General features: G+C 69.2%; 19 protein-coding genes. 8 read left to right on the forward strand and 11 right to left on the reverse strand.

Annotated elements, in window-relative coordinates:
• Positions 1–13: 13 nt before the first annotated feature.
• Positions 14–781: a putative hydro-lyase gene (locus tag BS329_RS11010; protein WP_208619202.1), complete on the reverse strand. Its 768-nt coding sequence runs from the start codon at positions 779–781 to the stop codon at positions 14–16.
• A 52-nt stretch (positions 782–833) separates the two neighbouring features.
• Positions 834–2,078 (reverse strand): MFS transporter, encoded by a 1,245-nt coding sequence (locus tag BS329_RS11015; RefSeq protein WP_076158925.1) that lies wholly within the window; start codon positions 2,076–2,078, stop codon positions 834–836.
• Between the two features lie 182 nt (positions 2,079–2,260).
• Between BS329_RS11015 and BS329_RS11020 the strand changes: the two genes are divergently transcribed.
• Entirely contained in the window at positions 2,261–2,908 is a 648-nt protein-coding gene (locus tag BS329_RS11020) for a GntR family transcriptional regulator (protein WP_076158928.1), read from the forward strand.
• Between the two features lie 80 nt (positions 2,909–2,988).
• On the opposite strand, the gene BS329_RS11025 is transcribed toward BS329_RS11020, so the two are convergent.
• Positions 2,989–4,230, reverse strand: coding sequence for a glycoside hydrolase family 16 protein (locus tag BS329_RS11025; RefSeq protein ID WP_076158931.1), 1,242 nt, complete (start codon positions 4,228–4,230; stop codon positions 2,989–2,991).
• Between the two features lie 133 nt (positions 4,231–4,363).
• Positions 4,364–5,611: an ROK family transcriptional regulator gene (locus BS329_RS11030; RefSeq protein WP_084749572.1), complete on the reverse strand. Its 1,248-nt coding sequence runs from the start codon at positions 5,609–5,611 to the stop codon at positions 4,364–4,366.
• Positions 5,612–5,805: 194 nt separating this feature from the next.
• On the opposite strand from BS329_RS11030, the gene BS329_RS44470 reads away from it, so the two are divergent.
• From BS329_RS44470 to BS329_RS11040, 3 genes are all read left to right on the forward strand, one after another.
• Positions 5,806–6,279, forward strand: a complete 474-nt coding sequence (locus tag BS329_RS44470) for a family 1 glycosylhydrolase (protein ID WP_244197134.1) — start codon at positions 5,806–5,808, stop codon at positions 6,277–6,279.
• Positions 6,280–6,471: 192 nt separating this feature from the next.
• Positions 6,472–6,615, forward strand: a complete 144-nt coding sequence (locus BS329_RS44475; RefSeq protein ID WP_244197102.1) for a family 1 glycosylhydrolase — start codon at positions 6,472–6,474, stop codon at positions 6,613–6,615.
• A 192-nt stretch (positions 6,616–6,807) separates the two neighbouring features.
• Positions 6,808–7,443 (forward strand): DUF2306 domain-containing protein, encoded by a 636-nt coding sequence (locus BS329_RS11040; protein ID WP_244197103.1) that lies wholly within the window; start codon positions 6,808–6,810, stop codon positions 7,441–7,443.
• Here the strand turns inward: BS329_RS11040 and BS329_RS11045 are convergent.
• Both BS329_RS11045 and BS329_RS11050 read right to left on the reverse strand, forming a co-directional pair.
• Positions 7,415–8,557, reverse strand: coding sequence for an acyl-CoA dehydrogenase family protein (locus BS329_RS11045; RefSeq protein ID WP_076158933.1), 1,143 nt, complete (start codon positions 8,555–8,557; stop codon positions 7,415–7,417). The two genes, BS329_RS11040 and BS329_RS11045, sit on opposite strands and share 29 nt — an antisense overlap.
• Positions 8,554–10,905: a bifunctional salicylyl-CoA 5-hydroxylase/oxidoreductase gene (locus BS329_RS11050; RefSeq protein ID WP_076158936.1), complete on the reverse strand. Its 2,352-nt coding sequence runs from the start codon at positions 10,903–10,905 to the stop codon at positions 8,554–8,556. The genes BS329_RS11045 and BS329_RS11050 overlap by 4 nt, the downstream gene beginning before the upstream one ends.
• A gap of 48 nt (positions 10,906–10,953) precedes the next feature.
• On the opposite strand from BS329_RS11050, the gene BS329_RS11055 reads away from it, so the two are divergent.
• Entirely contained in the window at positions 10,954–11,352 is a 399-nt protein-coding gene (locus tag BS329_RS11055; RefSeq protein ID WP_076158939.1) for a RidA family protein, read from the forward strand.
• 185 nt (positions 11,353–11,537) lie between these two features.
• Here the strand turns inward: BS329_RS11055 and BS329_RS11060 are convergent, their stop codons facing one another.
• Positions 11,538–12,389 (reverse strand): PaaX family transcriptional regulator, encoded by an 852-nt coding sequence (locus BS329_RS11060; RefSeq protein ID WP_076158941.1) that lies wholly within the window; start codon positions 12,387–12,389, stop codon positions 11,538–11,540.
• 73 nt (positions 12,390–12,462) lie between these two features.
• Here BS329_RS11060 and BS329_RS11065 point away from each other — a divergent pair, with 73 nt between their 5' ends.
• The gene (locus BS329_RS11065; RefSeq protein ID WP_076158944.1) at positions 12,463–13,143 is read left to right on the forward strand and encodes a cytochrome P450 family protein; all 681 of its coding nucleotides are present in this window, start codon (positions 12,463–12,465) and stop codon (positions 13,141–13,143) included.
• Between the two features lie 38 nt (positions 13,144–13,181).
• Positions 13,182–13,598 carry a nitroreductase family deazaflavin-dependent oxidoreductase gene (locus tag BS329_RS11070; protein WP_076158947.1) on the forward strand — a complete coding sequence of 139 codons (417 nt, stop codon included), beginning with the start codon at positions 13,182–13,184 and terminating at the stop codon, positions 13,596–13,598.
• A gap of 1 nt (position 13,599) precedes the next feature.
• Here the strand turns inward: BS329_RS11070 and BS329_RS11075 are convergent, their stop codons facing one another.
• Positions 13,600–14,781, reverse strand: coding sequence for an acyltransferase family protein (locus BS329_RS11075; protein WP_076158950.1), 1,182 nt, complete (start codon positions 14,779–14,781; stop codon positions 13,600–13,602).
• Between the two features lie 97 nt (positions 14,782–14,878).
• On the reverse strand, positions 14,879–16,213 hold the full coding sequence (locus tag BS329_RS11080; protein WP_076158952.1) for an FAD-binding oxidoreductase: 1,335 nt from the start codon (positions 16,211–16,213) through the stop codon (positions 14,879–14,881).
• A 70-nt stretch (positions 16,214–16,283) separates the two neighbouring features.
• On the opposite strand from BS329_RS11080, the gene BS329_RS11085 reads away from it, so the two are divergent.
• Positions 16,284–17,168 carry a LysR family transcriptional regulator gene (locus BS329_RS11085; protein WP_076158955.1) on the forward strand — a complete coding sequence of 295 codons (885 nt, stop codon included), beginning with the start codon at positions 16,284–16,286 and terminating at the stop codon, positions 17,166–17,168.
• Here BS329_RS11085 and BS329_RS11090 read toward each other — a convergent pair.
• Together BS329_RS11090 and BS329_RS11095 are read right to left on the reverse strand one after the other, a co-directional pair.
• A complete protein-coding gene (locus BS329_RS11090) occupies positions 17,141–17,992 on the reverse strand; it encodes an NAD(P)H-binding protein (protein ID WP_076158958.1) in 852 nt (283 codons plus the stop codon). The genes BS329_RS11085 and BS329_RS11090 overlap by 28 nt on opposite strands.
• Positions 17,989–18,606, reverse strand: coding sequence for an antibiotic biosynthesis monooxygenase (locus BS329_RS11095; RefSeq protein ID WP_244197104.1), 618 nt, complete (start codon positions 18,604–18,606; stop codon positions 17,989–17,991). Before BS329_RS11095 ends, BS329_RS11090 begins: the two co-directional genes overlap by 4 nt.
• Positions 18,607–18,629 lie beyond the last annotated feature (23 nt).

An 18,629-nucleotide genomic window follows, 5' to 3' on the forward strand; every position in this document is an offset into this window, starting at 1 on the left:
CTTTCGAGATCCATCAGGCCACCCTGAACTCACTGTCGAGCTTGTCGGTCACGAACATGTGGCCCGGCGCGTGCGTGATCGCGAACGGCGGCCGCGAGGCCATGAGCGCCGCCTGCGGGGTCACGCCGCACGCCCAGAACACCGGCACGTCACCGGGTTCCGGGTCGACAGGGTCCCCGAAATCAGGGCGGGCGAGATCCGCGATGCCGAGCGCGGCGGGGTCGCCGATGTGCACGGGCGCACCGTGCACGGCAGGCATCCCGCGGGTGATGCGTACCGCGTCGTCGACGCGGTGTCCGGGGAGCTGCCGCATCGAGACCACCATCGGCCCGTGCAGCCGCCCGGCCGGGACGCACTCGCGGTTCGTCACGTACATCGCCACGTTGCGGCCCTGGTCGACGTGCCGCAGCGGGATCCCCGCCGCGGCCATCGCCGATTCGAAGGTGAAACTGCAGCCGATCGAGAACGCGACCATGTCGCTGCGCCACACCCCGCTCGCGTCCGAGATCTCGCCGGACAGCGCGCCGTTCCGCCAGACGCGGTAGCGCGGCAGGTCGGTGCGCAGATCCGCGCCGCGCGCCAGCCGCGTCGAAGGGTCGCCGGGGTCGCTGACGTCGAGTACCGGGCAAGGCCGCGGGTTCCGCTGGCAGAACAGCAGGACGTCGTAGGCCCAGTCCTCGGGGACGGCGATCAGGTTGGTCTGGGTGAAGCCGTTCGCCCAGCCGGTGGTCGGCTGTTCCGTGCCCGCGCGGAACAGGGCGCGGGCCTCGCCCGGGGACATCGTCGCCGGTTCGCCGAAAGTGGTCATCGCGGTGCCTCCTCCTCGATTGTCGTCACAGGAGTTCGCGGCCGCGAGTCTCGGGCAGGCCGAGCAGCGCCAGTACGGCGATGCCGTAGCCGACCGCGCCGAACACCATCGCGCCGCCGGCGCCGAGGAAACCGACCACGGCGGGGAAGGTCGCGCCGATGGCCCGGCCGAGGTTGTAGGTGAAGCCCTGACCGGTCCCGCGCAACGCCGACGGGTACAGCTCGGCGAGGAACGCGCCGAACCCGCTGAAGATCGCGGACATCGAGAACCCGAGCGGGAAACCGAGGAACAGCACGAGGGTGTTCGCGCCCTCGGGGATCTGCGTGTAGGCGATGATGAGGCCCGCCGACAACACCGAGAACAGCAGGAACGTCTTCTTGCGCCCCAGGATGTCCGTGAGATAGCCGCCGGTGACGTACCCGATGAACGCGCCGGAGATCAGGAACGCGAGATAGCCGCCGGTCCCGATCACGGTGAGGCCGCGGGTGGTCTTCAGATAGCTCGGCAACCAGGTGGCGAGCGTGTAATAGCCGCCCTGGACACCGGTGGCGAGCAGCGCGGCGAAGAACGTCGTGCGCAGCAGGTCCGGTTTGAAGATGCCCGCCAGCGAGCCGCGTTCCTTCTTGGCGGTCCGGGCCGCTTCCGCGACGGGCGCGTCCTGGACGTTGCGGCGGACCCACAGCACCAGCAGCGCGGGGATGACGCCGGTCCAGAACATGACGCGCCAGGCGATGTCCGGGCTCCAGACACTGAACACGACCGTGTAGACGACGACCGACAGCGCCCAGCCGACCGCCCACGCGCTCTGCACGAAGGCGACCGTGCGGCCGCGGTACCTCGCCTGCGAGTACTCGGCCACCAGCGCGGCGCCCGCGGCCCATTCACCACCGAAACCGAGGCCTTGCAGGGCGCGGAAGACGAGCAGCGTTTCGAAGTTCGGCGCGAACCCGCAGAGCACGGTGAAGATCGTGTACATCGCGATGGTGATCTGGAGGGTGCGCACGCGGCCGATGCGGTCGGCGAGGACACCGGCGCCGATGCCGCCGATCGCCGAGACCACCAGCGTCGTCGTGCCGAGCAGTCCGGCTTCGCCGCCGGAGAGGCCGTAGTACGCGGTGATGGCGGCCAGGCCCAGCGGCAGGGTCTGGTAGTCGAACGAGTCCAGCCCGTACCCGCCGAACGCGCCGATGAAGGCCCGGCGGCCTCGCGAACCGAGCGTGCGGAACCAGGCGAAGGGGCGTGTGTCTTCGGTGGTGGCTGTCGCGTTCATCGGCACCTCCAGAGGATGGATCTCATCGTGGCACGGGTCACATGAGCAACCACTCTAGGTATTGTTCAACAATTCCACAAGAGGATCTCTGGCTTGTCCTCTTGTGCCTGAGTAGGATCGGTTACGTGACGATCGCGGAGGGTGGTCCGGTCTCAGTGCGAGGACTCGAAGCCGACCGGGGCATGATCAGCCGCACCAGCACCGCCGAGCGGGTCGCGGGTGTCCTGCGCACGCGGATCGCCGAAGGGTTCTTCCTGCCCGGCGTCCGGCTGTCGGAACACGACATCGGCTCGGCGCTCGGCGTCTCCCGCAACACGCTGCGTGAGGCTTTCCGCCTGCTCACGCACGAACGGCTGCTGACCCACGAACTCAACCGCGGCGTCTTCGTGCGGGTGCTGCCCGTCGAGGACGTCGTCGACCTCTACAAGGTGCGCAAGGTCGTCGAGTGCTCGGCGGTGCGGGCGGTGACGGAGAAGCCTCCGACGTTCGCGAAGCTCGCACGCCTGGTCGAGGACGGCAAGCTCGCCGAGCGGGGTGAACGCTGGCAGGATCTCGGCACCGCGAACATCCGGTTCCATTCGGCGATCGCGGAACTCAGCGGCAGCGAACGGATCGACGAGCTGATGCGCGGCATCCTGGCCGAGCTGCGGCTGGTGTTCCACAGGATGGCCGACCCGCGGCGCTTCCACGAGCCGTACCTCAAGCGCAACGCGGAGATCCTCGAGCGCATCGAAGCCGGCGACGGCCTCGGTGCCGAAGCGCTCCTCGCGCAGTACCTCACCGACGCCGAAAACCAGCTCGTCGAGGCCTACGCCGAACGCTCCCCCTGACGCAATTCGTCCTCTAGTTGCGGTAGTTCGGGGTACCAACTACCGCAACTAGAGGACGAAACGCGGAGGAGGGGGCGGGGTTAGGGGGTGGTCCACTTTTGGTTGGGGGCGCCGGAACAGGTCCAGAGCTGCAGGCGGGTGCCGTTCGCGGAGCTGTTCCCGGTGGCGTCGAGGCATTTGTCCGCCTGCGGGTTCACGATGTCGCGCGCGCCGCTGATCGCCCATCGCTGCGCGCCGGAACCGTTGCAGTCCCAGAGCTGGACGACGGCGCCGTCCGCGGTCGAGCCGCCGGAGACGTCCAGGCATTTGCCCAGCGCGCGGATCGTGCCGTCGCCGCCGATGGTCCAGTTCTGCGCCGCGTTGCCGTTGCAGTCGGTGATCTGGATCGGCGTGCCGTTGGCGGTGTTCGCCGCGGCGACGTCGACGCATTTGCCGCCGATGCCGGTGATCCGCCCGCTCCTCCCGGCGGTGTCGCCGGAGTTGACGTGCACGTAGTCGACGACGAGGTGCTGCGGGAAGACGGTGCCGGAATTCGGGTCACCCGGCCAGTAGCCGCCGACCGCGAGGTTCAGGATCAGGTAGAAGGGGTGGTCGAAGACCCAGCGGTTGCCGTTGAGGTCGGCCGGGGTGCGTGTCTGGTAGAGGTTTCCGTCCACGAACCACCGGATCTGGTTCGGCGCCCAGTCGACGGCGTAGGTGTGGAAGTCGTCGGAGAAGTTCGGGCCGTTGTAGCCGGCGCCGATGCCGCCCGCGCCCGAGTAACCGGGGCCGTGGATGGTCCCGTGCACCGTGGTGGGCTCGAAACCGACGTTCTCCATGATGTCGATCTCGCCGCTGCCGGGCCAGCCGACGTTGCCGATGTCGGCGCCGAGCATCCAGAACGCGGGCCACATCCCTTGTCCGCGCGGAAGTTTCATGCGGGCTTCGAACCGGCCGTAGGTCTGGGTGAACCGGCCCTGCGTGGACAGCCGGGCCGAGGTGTACTCGCAGCGCCCGTACCAGCAGTTGTAGTTGCCGGGATTCTCCTTCTTCGCGGTGATGACCAGGTTGCCCTGTCCGTCGAGAGCCGCGTTGTTCGTCCCGGAGGTGTACCACTGGCGTTCATGGTTGTTCACGTTGTCGCCGGTTTCGAAGTGCCACTTCGAGGTGTCGATGCCGGCGCCCGCGGGGCCGTTGAAGTCGTCGGTGAACGTCGCGGCCAGGACCGCGGCTTCGGAGGCGGGGGCGTGGGCTGTCGCGGGGAGCGAGCCGAGCAGGACGGCGGCGGCGAGGACCGCGGCGCTCCTTTGGAAGACACGGCGGAACCTGGAGGAGATGGACATCGTTGTCGCCTCTCTGACCGTGGGGGACCCGAGGAGAAGGCGCACGGCGGAACCACTTTGTTGCGCCTGGCAACAAAGTATGCATGGTCTTTACCCTTGCGACAAGACGTATTTTTCGGCCTCGAATTAAGGCTCAGGCGGCCGTGCCCCGCTTCGAACCGGCCGTTCGCGGGTCCGCGCCCTGGTCCAGCAGGGCGGCGACCGGAAGGGTGGCGGCTCCTATGGCGACGGCGTCCGGCCCCAGCTGGCCGAGCTCGATCTCGGTCTGGTCGAACACGTGCGCGAGCGCGTGCTCGCCCGCCACGCGCCGGATCTCGGGCAGGTACTCCTCGCCGAGTGCGAGCCCGGCCCAGCCGCCCAGCACGATCCGCTCCGGGTTGAACAGGTTGATCAGGTTCCCGATCCCGGCGCCGAGGTAACCCGCGGTCTCCTCCAGCACCTTGGCCGCGGCCTTGGCCTTGCCCGCCGACTCCAGCAGGGCGGCGAACTGCGTCTGTTCGTCCTCACCCGTGGTGGGTTTCCCGCCGCGTGCCTTGCGATAGCGCGAGAGGACACCCTCCGCGCCGACGTAGGACTCCAGGCAGCCACGCGATCCGCAGCGGCATTCCTGCCCGCCGTAGACGATCGTCGTATGGCCCCATTCGCCCGCGCTGCTGGTGGAGCCCCGGTAGGTGGTGCCGTCGGTGATCACGGCCGCGCCGACCCCGGACCCGATCAGGACGATCACCGCGTGCCGGGCGCCGCGGCCGGCCCCGAACCACATTTCCCCCTGGCCCTGGGTTTTCGCGCCGTTGTCGACGAACAACGGCAGCTCGACGCCTTCCGCGCGCAGAAGATCGGTCAGCGGGACTTCTTTCCAGCCGATGGTGGGCGCGTGGACGCGGAGCGCCGCGCCCTGTTCGACGGTGCCGGGAACCCCGACGCCGACGCCGAGCACGGTCGCTTCGTCGATCCCCGATTCCGCGATCACTTCCCGGAGCCCGGACGCCACCTGGGTGACGGCCGCGGCCGCGTCGGGTCGCGGGGAGGCGAGGGGGTGTTCGACGGTGGCGAGCCGGTTCATGGTGAGGTCGAACAGTTCGACCTTGACCCCGGTTTCGCCGATGTCGACGCCCGCGACATGGCCGTACGCCGGGTCGACGCGGAGCAGGACGCGCGGCCTGCCGCCGTCGGACTCGACCAGCCCGGCCTCGGTGATGAGGTGTTCTTCGCCGAGTTCGGCGGTCACGTTGCTGACGGTCGCGGCGCTCAAACCGGTCAGACCGCTCAATTCGTGGCGGCTGAGCGGGCCGTCGAAGTAGAGTTTCGACAGCAGGAGGGAACGGTTGTGCCGCCGCAGGTCACGGACGGTGGTGCGCTTGGCAGGCATGCGGATACCCATCTCATGGCGGCGGACCTTTCCAGAATGCCCCACGACCTTAGCCTCCGCCATGTATCAACTGGTGAAATAAGGCGGGCAGGCGCTATGGCGGGGGACGCGAACTCATCGGCATCCTGCCCCCGATTTCCGATGGGGGTCGGCAGCTCGGCTTACCAGATCGAAGCGCGGTCGCCGAAGACGGACGAACACCGTCCATTCGGGACACCTACGGCCAGTCGCACTGGGCGATCGACAACGATGACACCGGCGAGGCCGCCTGCGACCACTACCACCGGATGCCTGCCGACATCGCACTGGTGAAGGAACTCGGCGTCGACACCTACCGGTTCTCCGTTTCGTGGCCGCGAGTGCAGCCACGCGGGCGCGGCGGTGTCAACCCCGCCGGGATCGGCTTCTACTACCGGCTGGTCGACGAACTGCTCAACAACGGCATCGATCCGTGGCTGACGCTCTACCGCTGGGATCTGCCGCAGCACTGCGATGCTCGTGTTCGAGCGGCTGAGCGACCGCGTCCGCTACGTCCACGGCGAGGCCGACCGCGGGGCCGCCCGGTTCGAGGACGGCTCGGGACGCGCTTCTACCTCGACGCGCTCGTGCGCGGCCGGTATCCGGAGGACGTCCTCGAGGATTTCGCGCGGCAGGGCATCCGCCTGCCAGCCGAGCCGTGAGATCGGTCCATCATCGCGGCCCCGCTCGACTTCCTCGGCGTCGACTACTACTTCGGCACGCGGTATTCCGGGGTGGAGGAGAACGGGGACGCCGTCGGGCATTTCGGGCTGCCGTCGACGGTGCTGGGCCGGGAGATCCTGCCGGGCAAGCTCACCGAACTGCTCGTTCGCGGCTACTTCGCCTGATCCTTTTTGGACAGTTTCGAATGGGCGTACGGCTACGCCAAACGGCTCGGCCTGGTGCGGGTCGACCGGGACACCCCGGCGCGGACGATCAAACGGAGCGGGCTGGCCTACCGCGACATCGTCGAGCGGGTGCGTGGCGGACGGCGGTAGGGCCTGCTCCACCATCGATCCGGCGGTCCGCTCCCTGTTTCCCGATGGGCCCGCGTCCTAGGTTCGGCAGCGGAAAGTTCTTGCCCGTACCGGAAAACGTGGGGGACAGTGATGACCGTCAGGCTCGAACAACGTGACCGCCAGGGGGCGGCGCCACGGAAATCGTGGTGGCGAAGGCCGTGGGTGGGGCCCTTGGCCGTTGTCGTCGTGGTGTTCTTGGCCTTTTCGCTGCCGCCGTATCTGGCGATGGACCCGTCGCTGTCACGGGTCCCGCAGCCGCCCGGGTTCACCTCGCACTACTGGTTCCTCTCGGCGCATGTGCTGTTCGGCTCGATCGCGATGGTCGGGGCGCTACTCCAGATCTGGCCGTGGTTCCGGGCGAAATACCCGGCGGTGCACCGGAAGATCGGCCGGGTGTACGTCTTCGCCGGGGTGCTCCCGGCCGGGCTGCTGGCGCTGACCGTCGGCGCGATGAGCCCGTTCGGCCCGACGACGAGGGTGGCCAACGTCCTGGCCGGGGTGCTCTGGCTGGCGTGCACGTTCGCCGGCTGGCGCGCGGCGAGGCAACGCCGGTTCGGCGACCACCGCCGCTGGATGATCCGCAGTTTCGCGCTGACCATGTCGATCGTCGTCAGCAGGGTGGTCGGTCCGGTCACGGTGATCGTGCTCGGACCGCAGTTGGAGACCACGTTCGGCGGCAGCGAACTCGCCTTGACGCAATCGGTCGCCGGGATCACGGCCTGGCTGAGCCCGGCACTGGTCATCCTCGTCACGCAGTGGTACCTCGACCGCCGCCCGGTCAGGACGAAGCCAGCGATCGCGCGATGATCGTCCGCTGGACCTCGGACGCGCCTTCGTAGATCCGCGGCGCCCGGACCTCGCGGTAGAGGTGTTCGAGCAGATGCCCCCGCCGCAGCGCCCGCGCGCCGTGGATCTGCACGGCCGAGTCGACTACGTACTGGGCGGTCTCGGTGGCGAACAGTTTCGCCATCGCGGCCCGGCCGGCGAGGTTCCGCTCGCCCGCGTCGTAGGCGGCGGCCGCGGCGTAGACGAGCAGGCGGGACGCCTCGGTGCGGGTCGCCATTTCGGCAAGAGTGTGGGCCACGGTCTGCTGCTTCAGCAATGGTCCGCCGAACGCGACCCGGGTCTGGGCGTGGGCGACGGCGGCGTCGAGCGCGGCCTGCGCCATTCCGACCGCGAACGCGCCGACACTCGGCCGGAACAGGTCCAGCGTCCGCATCGCGACGCCGAAACCACGGTCCCGCTCACCGAGCAGTTCGTCCCGCTCGACCCGGACGCCGTCGAAGACCAGGGTGCCGATGGGATGCGGGCTGACGAGGTCGAGATGGTCACCGGTGAGCCCGGCGCGATCGGCGGGGAGGACGAACGCGGAGACGCCACGCGAGCCCGCTTCCGGGGTGGTGCGGGCGAAAACGCTGTAGAAGTCGGCCTCGGGGGCGTTGGAGATCCACATCTTCTCGCCGGTGAGGCGCCAGCCGTCGCCGTCGGGCTCGGCGGCGAGTTCCAGCGCCGCCGCGTCCGAACCCGCGTTCGGCTCGGTGAGCGCGAAAGCGGCGATGGCGTCACCCGCGGCCACGGCGGGAACCCACTTCGAGACCTGCGAATCCCGTCCGGATTGGAGTACCGGATACGTGCCCAAGCCCTGCAGTGCCAACGCAGTCTCGGCTTCGGTGCTCTGGCTCGCGAGGGATTCCCGCAGGATGCAGAGATCCGTCGCGGCGGCCTCGCGGCTCGGACTGCCGCCGTCGACACCGGGGAACAACCGGGAAAGCAGGCCGAGCGCGCCCATTCCCTTGAGCAGTGGCCGGTTGACCGCGCCTTCGGTGCCGGATTCGGCCAGCGGGCGGAGCTTTTCGGCCCCCAGCCGCCGGACCTCGTCGGCGAAGGCGCGTTGATCGGGGGTCAGCGCGAAGTCGGTCATCGATCGCTCCCAGGTCGCCAGCGGGCGTGCGCGGTGCCGGATTCCCCCGAGCGAAGGAGTTCCAGCCGTGGTTTCGGGTCGTCGCTGCGGCCGCCCCGCGGTTTCCGGCTGCCCGCCGCGTACTGTTTCGGCCACGGCATCGGGTAGTCCTGTTCGGCGGCGGCGTGCAGTGTCCACTGTGGATCGTAGAGGTGTGTCCGGCCGAGGGCGCAGAGATCCGCGCGGCCTGCCAGGATGAGCGAGTTGACGTCGTCGTAGGAGGAGATCGCGCCGACGGCGATCACCGCGATCCCGTACTCGCGCCCGATCTCGTTGCGGACGCGGTCGGCGTACGGCGTCTGATAGCTGCGGCCGTACTCGGGTTTCTCCTCGCTGACGACCTGACCGGTCGAGACGTCGATGCCGTCCGCGCCGTGCTCGGCGAACGCGCGCGCGATCTCGACGGCTTCGTCGACGTCGATCCCGCCGTCGTACCAGTCGGTCGCGGAGATGCGGACCGTCATCGGCCGGTCGGCCGGCCACGCCGCGCGGACCGCGTCGAAGACCTCGAGCGGGAAGCGCAGCCGGTTCTCCAGTGAGCCGCCGTGCTCGTCGGTGCGGCGGTTGGTCAGCGGGGACAGGAAGGACGACAGGAGGTAGCCGTGTGCGCAGTGGAGTTCGAGGAGGTCGAATCCGGCGCGGCCGGCGGCGCGGGCGGATTCGGCGAACTGCTCACGGATCTCTCGCAACTCGGGGACGGTGAGTTCGCGCGGGGTCTGATTCGCGTCGCTGTACGGGATCGCGGACGGGCCGCAGACCTCCCAGTTGCCTTGTCCCAGTGGCTGATCGATCCCGTCCCACATGAGTTTCGTGGAACCCTTGCGCCCGGAGTGTCCCAATTGGACACCGATCCGCGCGGGCGTGTTGCCGTGGACGAATTCGGTGATCCTGGCCCACGCCTGCTCCTGCGCCGAGGTGTACAGGCCGCCGCAGCCCGGGGTGATGCGGCCGGTCTCGGACACGCAGACCATCTCGGTCATCACCAGCCCGGCGCCACCGAGTGCCTTGCTCCCCAGATGCACCAGGTGGAAATCGGCCGGGACGCCGTCCTCGGAGGAGTACATGTCCATCGGCGAGACGACGACGCGGTTCGGCAGGTCCAGGTTCCCGATGCGGAACGGCTGGAACATCGGCGGCCGGACGTCGGAGGCTTGAGTGGACGCGAACCAGGTGTCCAGTTCGGCGGCGAACTCGGGGTCGCGCAGCCGGAGGTTGTCGTAGGTGACGCGGCGGCTGCGGGTGAGGATGTTGAACGCGAACTGCGCCGGGTCCTGATGAGTGTACTGGCCCAGGTTTTCGAACCACTCCAAGCTCGCCTGTGCGGCGCGCTGGGTCGAAGTGACGACAGGACGGCGCTCGGCCTCATACGCCTTGAGTCCACTGTCCATATCGGACTGCTCGTGCAGGCAGGCGGCGAGCGCGAGCGCGTCCTCCATGGCGAGCTTCGTGCCGGAACCGATGGAGAAGTGCGCGGTGTGGGCGGCGTCGCCGAGCAGGACGACGTTCTCGTGCCGCCAGCTCGCGCAGCGCACGGTGGCGAACGCGGTCCACTTCGAGTTGTTCGCGAACACCTGGTGGTCGCCGAGGACTTCCGCGCACAGTTCACGGATGACCTCGATCGACTTCTCGTCGCTCTCGCCTGGCGCGAGTGACGTGGCGGCGATCTCGCCGAACGCGCGCTGCCAGACGTCCTCGTGGAGTTCGAGGATGAAGGTGCTCGCGGTGTCGCTGTAGGGGTAGCCGTGGATCTGCATGATCCCGTGCGGGGTTTCGAGCACGTGGAACTTGAAGGCGTCGAAGACCAGGTCGGTGCCGAGCCAGATGTACTTGCAGCGCCGGGTCTGGATGTCCGGCTTGACGGTCTCGGCCAGCGCGGCGCGGGTCGGCGAGTTGACGCCGTCCGCGGCGACCACGAGGTCGTACTCCGCGCTCGCCTCGGCCACGCCCGGCGCCTCGGTGCGGAAACGCACGTCCACGCCGAGTTCCGCGCACCGGCTCTGGAGGATGCCGAGCAGCCGTTTGCGGCTCATCGCGGCGAACCCGTGCCCGCCGGAGGTGTGCACCGTGCCGCGGAAGTGGACGTCGATGTCGTCCCAGCGCGCGAACTCGCGCCGCATGGCGGCGTGGATCACCGGATCCGCGTGTTCGATGCCGCCGAGGGTCTCGTCGGAGAACACCACCCCGAAGCCGAAGGTGTCATCGGGCGCGTTGCGCTCCCAGACGGTGATCTCGTGATCAGGATGGAGCTGTTTCGCCAGCGTGGCGAAGTAGAGCCCCGCCGGGCCGCCGCCTAACACCGCGATACGCACGTCGCTCAGGGTATGTCGCGGTATGTACGACCGTCAACGACGCGGGATATGCTGACCCGCATGGAGCGCATCAACCCGCCCGGGCTCGGCCGCCCTTCCGGTTTCTCGCACGCTGTCGCCGCGAGCGGACGATTCGTCTTCCTCGCTGGTCAGACGGCACTGGACGAGGAGAACCGCATCGTCGGCGAAGGCGTTGTCGAGCAGTTCGAACGCGCGCTGTCCAACCTGCTCACCGCGTTGCGCGCGGCGGGCGGATCACCGTCGGACCTGTGCAGCGTGACCATCTACATCGTCGACATGGACGACTACCGCGCCCACGCGCGCGAGATCGGCGCGGTGTGGAAGCGGCTGGCCGGGAGTGAGTATCCGGCGATGGCGGGGATCGGCGTGAGCCGTCTTTGGGACGTCGAGGCGCTGGTCGAAGTGCAGGGCTTCGCGGTGGTCTAGTACGGGATTCCGACACCGTCTCGTCCGTCCAAGCACGCGTGTCGTCCGTCTGATCACACGTGCCGTCCGTTCAATCACGCGTGCCGTCCATTAAGCCACGTGGCCTCAATGGACGACGCGCGTGATCAGGTGGACGACGCGCGTGATCAGATGGACGACTCGCCTGAGGGCTGATGCGGGCCGGGCTAATTGGGCAGCGTGCGCGAGACGTGGGCGGCCGCGGCCTCACCCAGCCGCGAGTGCAGCGTGAAGAACAAATCCGCGGCCCGGATCCCGGCCCACGCGGGCGGTAGCAGTTCGGCGGGCAGCCCGGGGTCGAGGTAGGGCAGGCGCCGCCAGTCGGTCAGCACCCGGACGTAGTCGGCGAACGCTTCGGCCTCGTCCGTGGTCTTGCGCCGTTGCCAGCGCCGGAGCGCGGGCGTGTGCTCGTCGAGGAAAGCCGTGTAGAGCGTTTCGAGCTGGTCGAGGTCCCACCAGTCGCGGATCTTCTCCCGCACGTCGCCGAACGCCAGGTGCTCGGCGTGGAAGAGGTCGGCGTAACTCTCCAGTTCGAGCCGTCGCAGCATGTCGGCCGTGGCGTCGCGCAGGTGCGCGGGCGCGATCCAGACACCGGACGACGCGGTTCCGAAGCCGAGTCTGGCGAGCTGGGTGCGAAGAACATGCCTTTTGTGCCGTTCGGCTTCCGGGACGGAGAACACCGCGAGCAGCCAGCCGTCGCCGGGGGTGGCGCGTGCGCGACGGAAGATCCGCTCGTCGCCTTCGCGCAGGATGGCCAGCGCGGTTTCGGAAAGTTCGTACCCGGCCGCCCCGTCCCGCCGCACCGCGGAAAGGATCCCGCGCCGCTTCAGCCGGGAAATGGACGACCGGACGGCTGGTTCCTCGACGTCCACCCCGGCCAGCAGGTCGATCAGGGAACGGACCGAAAGCCAGCCGCCTTCTTCGCGTGAGTAGAGGCCGTACACGGTCACGATGAGCTGGCGCGGTTGCGCCGTTCGCCCCGCGCCGTCGACTTCGGTTGTCTCCGACACGACCGTCACCCGGTCACCATAACAACGACCGTGAGCCCATGTTTCGGTCGTGACCGAAGCGTTCCGCACTTAGCGTCGCGGTATGGAGAATCCGCTGATCGAAGCCCCCGTCCCGCCGGTGCCCCAGGACGTCGAGCCGGGTGGCGTCCGATGGCTGCGCGCGAACGTCGCCCGGTTCAGCCGCCCCGGTGACCATCCGCGGCGCCGGGCGCTGGTGCTCGCCGAACTCGCGCCGATGGCGTCGTTGCGGGACAAGGCCTTCGCGCTCACCCGGGAACTGCGGGACGAACCGGTGGACCGGATCGGGTGGACGGTCCCGGTCGCCGTCCTGGCCGCCGAACTCGGCCTGCCGGACGTTTCCCGTGACATCGCAACGGTTTCCGCCGCCTACCACCCGCACACCGAGACCGGCCCCGACGCCGAGGAGGCCATGCGGCGGCTGATCGAGGCCTGCGGCGGGGACGTCGGTGAGCGGACGGCCGCGCGGATCGGCCTGCTGGTGCAGGCCTGCGACGCGACGGCGAGACTGCTCGGCAAGGCCCTGGCCGCGCGTCGGCCCGGTGAGGACGCCGTGAGCCTGCTCGACCGGGTCCTGCGCGAGGACCCACCGGTCCGGATCACCCGGCGGTGGGTCGGCGGCGAGGTCGTAGAGGTGGACCTGGCGAAGCATCCGTTCGGAGCGGGGCCCAAGCGGTGCCCGGGGCGGGCGCACGCCCTCGAAGTGGCCGCGGGAATTCTCGACGTCCTCTTGCGCGGAGACTGAGTAGCCTCGGCGGGAGAAAGATCGATTCTGGAGGAACGATGCCGGACCCGCTGGACTGGAACAGGAACATCATCAAGGAATTCCGTGAGAACGAGGGGAAGGTGGGCGGCCCGTTCGAGGGCGGCTCCCTGCTGCTTCTCACGACCACCGGGGCGAAGAGCGGCGAGCCGCGGACCTCACCGCTCGCGTATGCGGAGGAGGACGGCAAGTACGTCATCGTCGCGTCGTACGCCGGGGCCGACAAGAACCCCGCCTGGTATCACAACATCGTGGCGAACCCGAAGGTCACCATCGAGGTCGGCACGGAGAAGTTCGACGCGACCGCGACCGTCGTGCTCGAAGACCGCGCCGAGCGCGACCGTCTCTACGCGAAGATGGTCAGCCTCATGCCGGGCTTCGCCGAGTACCAGAAGAAGACCGACCGGGTGATCCCGATCGTCACGCTTTCGCGCTGAGTCAGCGCGCGCCGCTGGGGGCCTCGACGGCCTCGGGCTTCTTCAGTTCGGCTTCGGCCGCACGCAGCGCCTTGTGCTCCTGGCGGCGCGCGATCAGCTTCTTGCCGGTGACGATCATCGGCTGCTCCACCCAGCGGTGGATCAGGTCCGCGATGCCCAGCCCGACCGCGAACACGGTCAGCGCGCTGATCATCCGGTGCTCGCCCAGTGGCGGGATCGCCGCGACCACGACGAAGTGCACCGGTCCTTGCAGCAGGTAGAGCGAGTACGAGCGCTCACCGACGAAGCGCATCACCTTCGTCGCGAGCAGCCAGCGCAGCGGCCCCGGCGAGACCAGCACGACCAGCAACATCGCCGACAGCAGGCCGTAGGCGATCAGCAGGCCGAGGTTGCTGCCGGTCTCCCACCACAGGCTTTCCATGTTGACGTGCAGTGCCGCGAACGCGCCGAACACCGGGATCGCGGCAAGGGGATGGGTCAGCGGTTTGATCACCGCGTAGGACCGGCGGTAATGCATCGCGATCGCCAGCACGCAGCCGATCAGCAGGATCGCGTAGTGCACCGTCGACCGGTAGATCGGCGCCTGCGGCCCGTTGAGCACCCAGCCGCTGGTGACCCCGACCAGCCCGGCCATCAGCGCGAACGCGGCGAACGCCAGCGCGAACTTCCGCCAGGCCGCGGCCAGCCCGGCCGCGCCCGCGACCACCAGCAGGAACGGCCAGAACAGGTAGAACTTCTCCTCGATGCCCAGCGTCCACGAGCCGCTGAAGAAGTTGTCCGGGCCGTTCGGGCTGCTCGCGGGGAAGAACTCGTTGAAGAACGTCAGGTAGTACTTCAGCGCGTGCGGGAACTCGCGGGTGAAGAACTCGCCGCGCAGCCATACGAACACGACGATCCCGCCGAGGATCACCAGGTACGGCGGCAGGATCCGGAACACCCGGCGCAGGTAGAACGCCGAGAGCGAGATCCGGCCGGTCCGGTCCTGCTCACGCAGCAGCAGCGTCGTGATCAGGAAACCGGACAGCACGAAGAAGATGTAGACACCGACCCAGCCGGAAAGCCAGCTCCACTTCGGACCCGCGAAGTGGAAGAGGATCACGATGGTGGCCGCGATCGCGCGCAGCCCGTCGAGCGCGGGGAACCGGCGCATGGCGAGGAACTCGTCATGGTCCAAAGTGCGCACAGTGCCCCCTGATGGCGGTATCGGCCCGGAAGTATACGGGTGCCCGCCGGTGCGCCTTCCGCCCGGATCGATGCCTCCTGCATGCGGATTTCGGAGATCACCCAGCGTCACTCGCCGGTTCGACGTTGTGCGTGAGCCGGAACCGGTTCGCCGGGTCGACGGCCTTCTTGATCTTCGCGAGGCGTCGCAGGTCCGCGGTCGAGTACACCTCGGGCGCCTCCTCCGCCGGGTCGCTCTCGCCGTAGACGAAGGTCAGGAGTTTGCCGGTCGACCAGGGCTTCAGCGCTTCGAACAGTTTCCCGTGCGCGCTTCGGATCTCCGCGATCGAAGCGTCGTCCACCACGGACAGTGCCCGGACGGTGAAGCGGGCTTCGCGGTCCCAGCCCACGCCCGGGTGCTCGGGCACGTCGGACAGCGCGCCGCCGAGCAGGTCCAGCAGGACGACGGTCGGCACCGGGGCGTCCGGTCCGGCGTGTTCGAGGATCGCGTCGAGCATCGTGTCGTTCAGTTCGGACACGGTGGCGTTGTCGGCGCGGTAACCGTGCGGGAACGGCGGTTCGTTCGCGATCTTGCCCGATTCGGTGAACGGGATCTCGGCGAGCGTGTCACCCAGTACGGGGGCGGCGGCACGCAGCGGCGCGACGAGGCGTTCGCCCTCGGCGGCGTCGCCCAGGTACGCGATCCGGATCTGCGCGACGTGCTGCCCGCGCAGCGGCTCGGGCACCATCGGCAGGTCCGGCATCGGGACCATGCCCAGCGACGACGTCATCTCACGCGGCGCCTCCGCCGCCCAGTCACGCCAGGCGCGGAGCACCGCGGCCAGCGATTCGGTGCCGAATCGCAGGCTCCCGCCGTACAGCCGGGTGACCGGGACGAGCCGGAATTCGAGCGCGGTGACGATCCCGAAGTTGTCGCGGCCACCGCGCAACGCCCAGAACAGGTCCTGTTCGGTGTCCGGGGTGGCGCGCCGGAGTCCGCCGTCGGCGGTCACGACCTCGATGGCGGTCACCCGGTCGGCGGCGAGGCCGTACTCGCGGCCGAGCAGGCTGAACCCGCCGCCGAGGGTGTAGCCGACGACGCCGACATCGGGGAACGAGCCGCTCAGCGGCGCCAGCCCATGTTCGGCGGCCGCCTCGATGACCGCACCCCAGCGCACGCCCGCGTCGACGCGGGCGATGTCGCCGTCGATCCGGATCCCGGTCATGTTCCGGGTGGTGACGAGGACGCCGCCCTCGAAGGGGACGCCCACGCCGTGCCCGGTCGAGTGGACCGCGATCGGGAGGTCGTGTTCACCGGCGTACCGGACGGCCTCGACGACGTCGGTGGCCGAGGCCGCGGGCACGATCACGGCGGGGCGGCGGGGGACGGCGGTCTGGAAGCCGGCGAGTTCCTGGTCGTAACCGGAATCGCCAGGGCGGAGCATCGTGGTCATGACACCAGCCTGGTCTCGATCCGGTCAGAAGTCCAAGATCTGGTTTGTCTGGAAACTAGAATCACCGGTTATGGAACTGCGTCAGCTCGAATACTTCGTCGCGGTGGCCGAGGAGGCGAACTTCACCCGGGCCGCCGAGCGGCTGCACGTCGCGCAGCCCGGCGTCAGCGCCCAGATCCGCCGTCTCGAACGCGAACTCGGGCAGCCGCTGCTGGACCGGTCGGCTCGGGCGGTGCGGCTGACCGAGGTCGGTGCCGCCGCGCTGCCGCACGCGCGGGCCGCGCTCGCCGCCGTCGCCGGGGTGCGGCTGGCGGTCGAGGAACTCACCGGGCTGGTCCGCGGCCAGGTCGCGATGGGCATGGTGTCCTCGCGCGGCCCGGTCAACCTGCCGGATCTGCTGGCGCGGTTCCACGAAGACCACCCCGCGGTGGACATCACGCTCGCCGAGGCGACCTCCGACGTCCTGCTCGCGGGCGTCGCCGACGGCCGGTTCGACATCGCGCTGATCGGGCTCTCCGGCGAACCGCCGCCGGGGATCGGCTTCGAGGTCGTCCTCGACGAGCCGCTCGTCGCGATCTCGGGCCCGGAGGATCCGCTCACCGCGCAGGCCACGATCACGCTGTCGGAACTGGAAAGCCGCTCGCTGGTGAGCCTGCCGAAGGGCACCGGCATGCGCGCGATCGTCGATGCCGCCTTCCTCGCCGACAGCGCGCGGCCGCGGGTGACGCTGGAGGCCGGCGATCCGAACGTCGTCGCCGAACTGGTCGGGCGCGGGCTCGGCGTCGCCGTGGTGCCGATGTCGCTGGCGACGCACTACCCGGAACTGCACGCCATGGAGATCACGCGGCCGGCCGGGCTGCGCGCGAAGCTGGCGCTGGCCTGGCGGACGGAGGGGCCGGTCAGCCCCGCCGCCCGCGTGTTCATCAGTCAGGCGAGGGCGCTGCTCGGTTTGTGAGGCCGGAAATCGGCGGCGTGGTCGGCCGCCCAGGTCTCGAAGTCCAGTCCCGGCCTGCCGGTGACGTCCTGGACGGTCGAGGTGACCTCGCTCGGTTCCGTCGCCAGTGCCCGGAACCCGGCGAGCATCGTGTCGACGATGAAGTCCGGCATCTTCGCGAGCATCGCCTCCCGCGCGGCCTCCAGCGAAAGCTCCTCCCAGCGCGCCGGGCGACCGGCGGCCTCGCCGATGATCCGCACCTGCTCGATCTGGGTGATCGGCCGCGTGCCGGTGAGGACGTACTTCGCTCCCGCGTGCCCATCGCCGGTCAGCGCCTCGACGGCCACCGCGGCGATGTCCTTCTCGTGGATCAGCGGCATCGAGGCCTCGCCGTACGCCCCTCGGACGACGCCGTCCGCGCGGATCGCGGGCGCCCAGCCGAGAGCGTTCGTCGCGAAACCGTGTGGCCGCAGGAAAGCCCAGTCGACGCCCGACGCTTCGATCGCCTCTTCGACGGTCCGGTGCCAGGCGCCGATGGGGTTGTCCTGCTCCGCCAAGGAATCGTCGACGGCACCCGAGGACAGGAACACGACGCGTTTCACGCGTTCGCCGAGCAGTGACACCGTGGGCACGAGTGCCTCGGCGGAACCGTTGAGCATCAGGAACACGGTGTCGACGCCGTCGAGTGCCGGCGCGATCGTCTCCGGTTTCGCCAGGTCACCGCGGACACCGTCCGGCGGCGGGTTCCGGCTCAGCGCCCGGACCGGCACGTCCCGCGCCCGCAACTGGGCGACTACTCGCGCACCGACGTTGCCGGTCGCTCCGGCGACCAGGATCGGCTTCACGCCGCCACCGCCGAGACGATCGGGCGGTACCGCTTGACCGACCCGCCTTCGGTCATGCCGGGATAGGTCTGCACCTTCTTCCAGGTGTCCGTCGTGCCGATGCCGTTCGCGCCAGGAGCGGCGAGCGCGGCGAGGTGTGCCTCGGCGCTGGCCCATTCCGCGTAGTTCAGAACACGGGTCCCGTCGGTGCTCACGTGGAAGTACCCCGAGATCCCGCCTTCCGGTCGCACGGGTTCCGAGTCCAGCGCGGTGAAGACGAGGTCGATCCAGTCCCGCTGCCGCTGTTCGTCGGGCCCCTCGAACTCGACCGAGACGACCACGAGCGCTCCAGGGGCCCCTTCGCCCCGGTTCCCGCGGTAGAGGCGGTAGACGGGCGCGCCGTTCAAACCCTCGACAGCGTCTTCGCTGGTCCACTGCTCGTAGGTGAAGGCGCCGTCGTGATCGATTCCCTCGTACGCGGTGAAGGAGACGAGTCCTTCGCCACGGCGTCGCTCGAACGCCTCACGCGCGGCCTCGGCACTCGGCCACTCCCGCGCCACCGTCACCAGTTCCCCGTCCGGTGTCGGCCAATGTCCTTTGTGGATGGTCATTTTCGCGATCCCCTGTTCCGTCATGCCTCCAGCGTGGAACTTAAACA

Origin of the sequence: Amycolatopsis coloradensis (assembly GCF_001953865.1) — a bacterium.
In the GTDB taxonomy this organism is placed as follows: Bacteria; Actinomycetota; Actinomycetes; order Mycobacteriales; family Pseudonocardiaceae; genus Amycolatopsis; species Amycolatopsis coloradensis.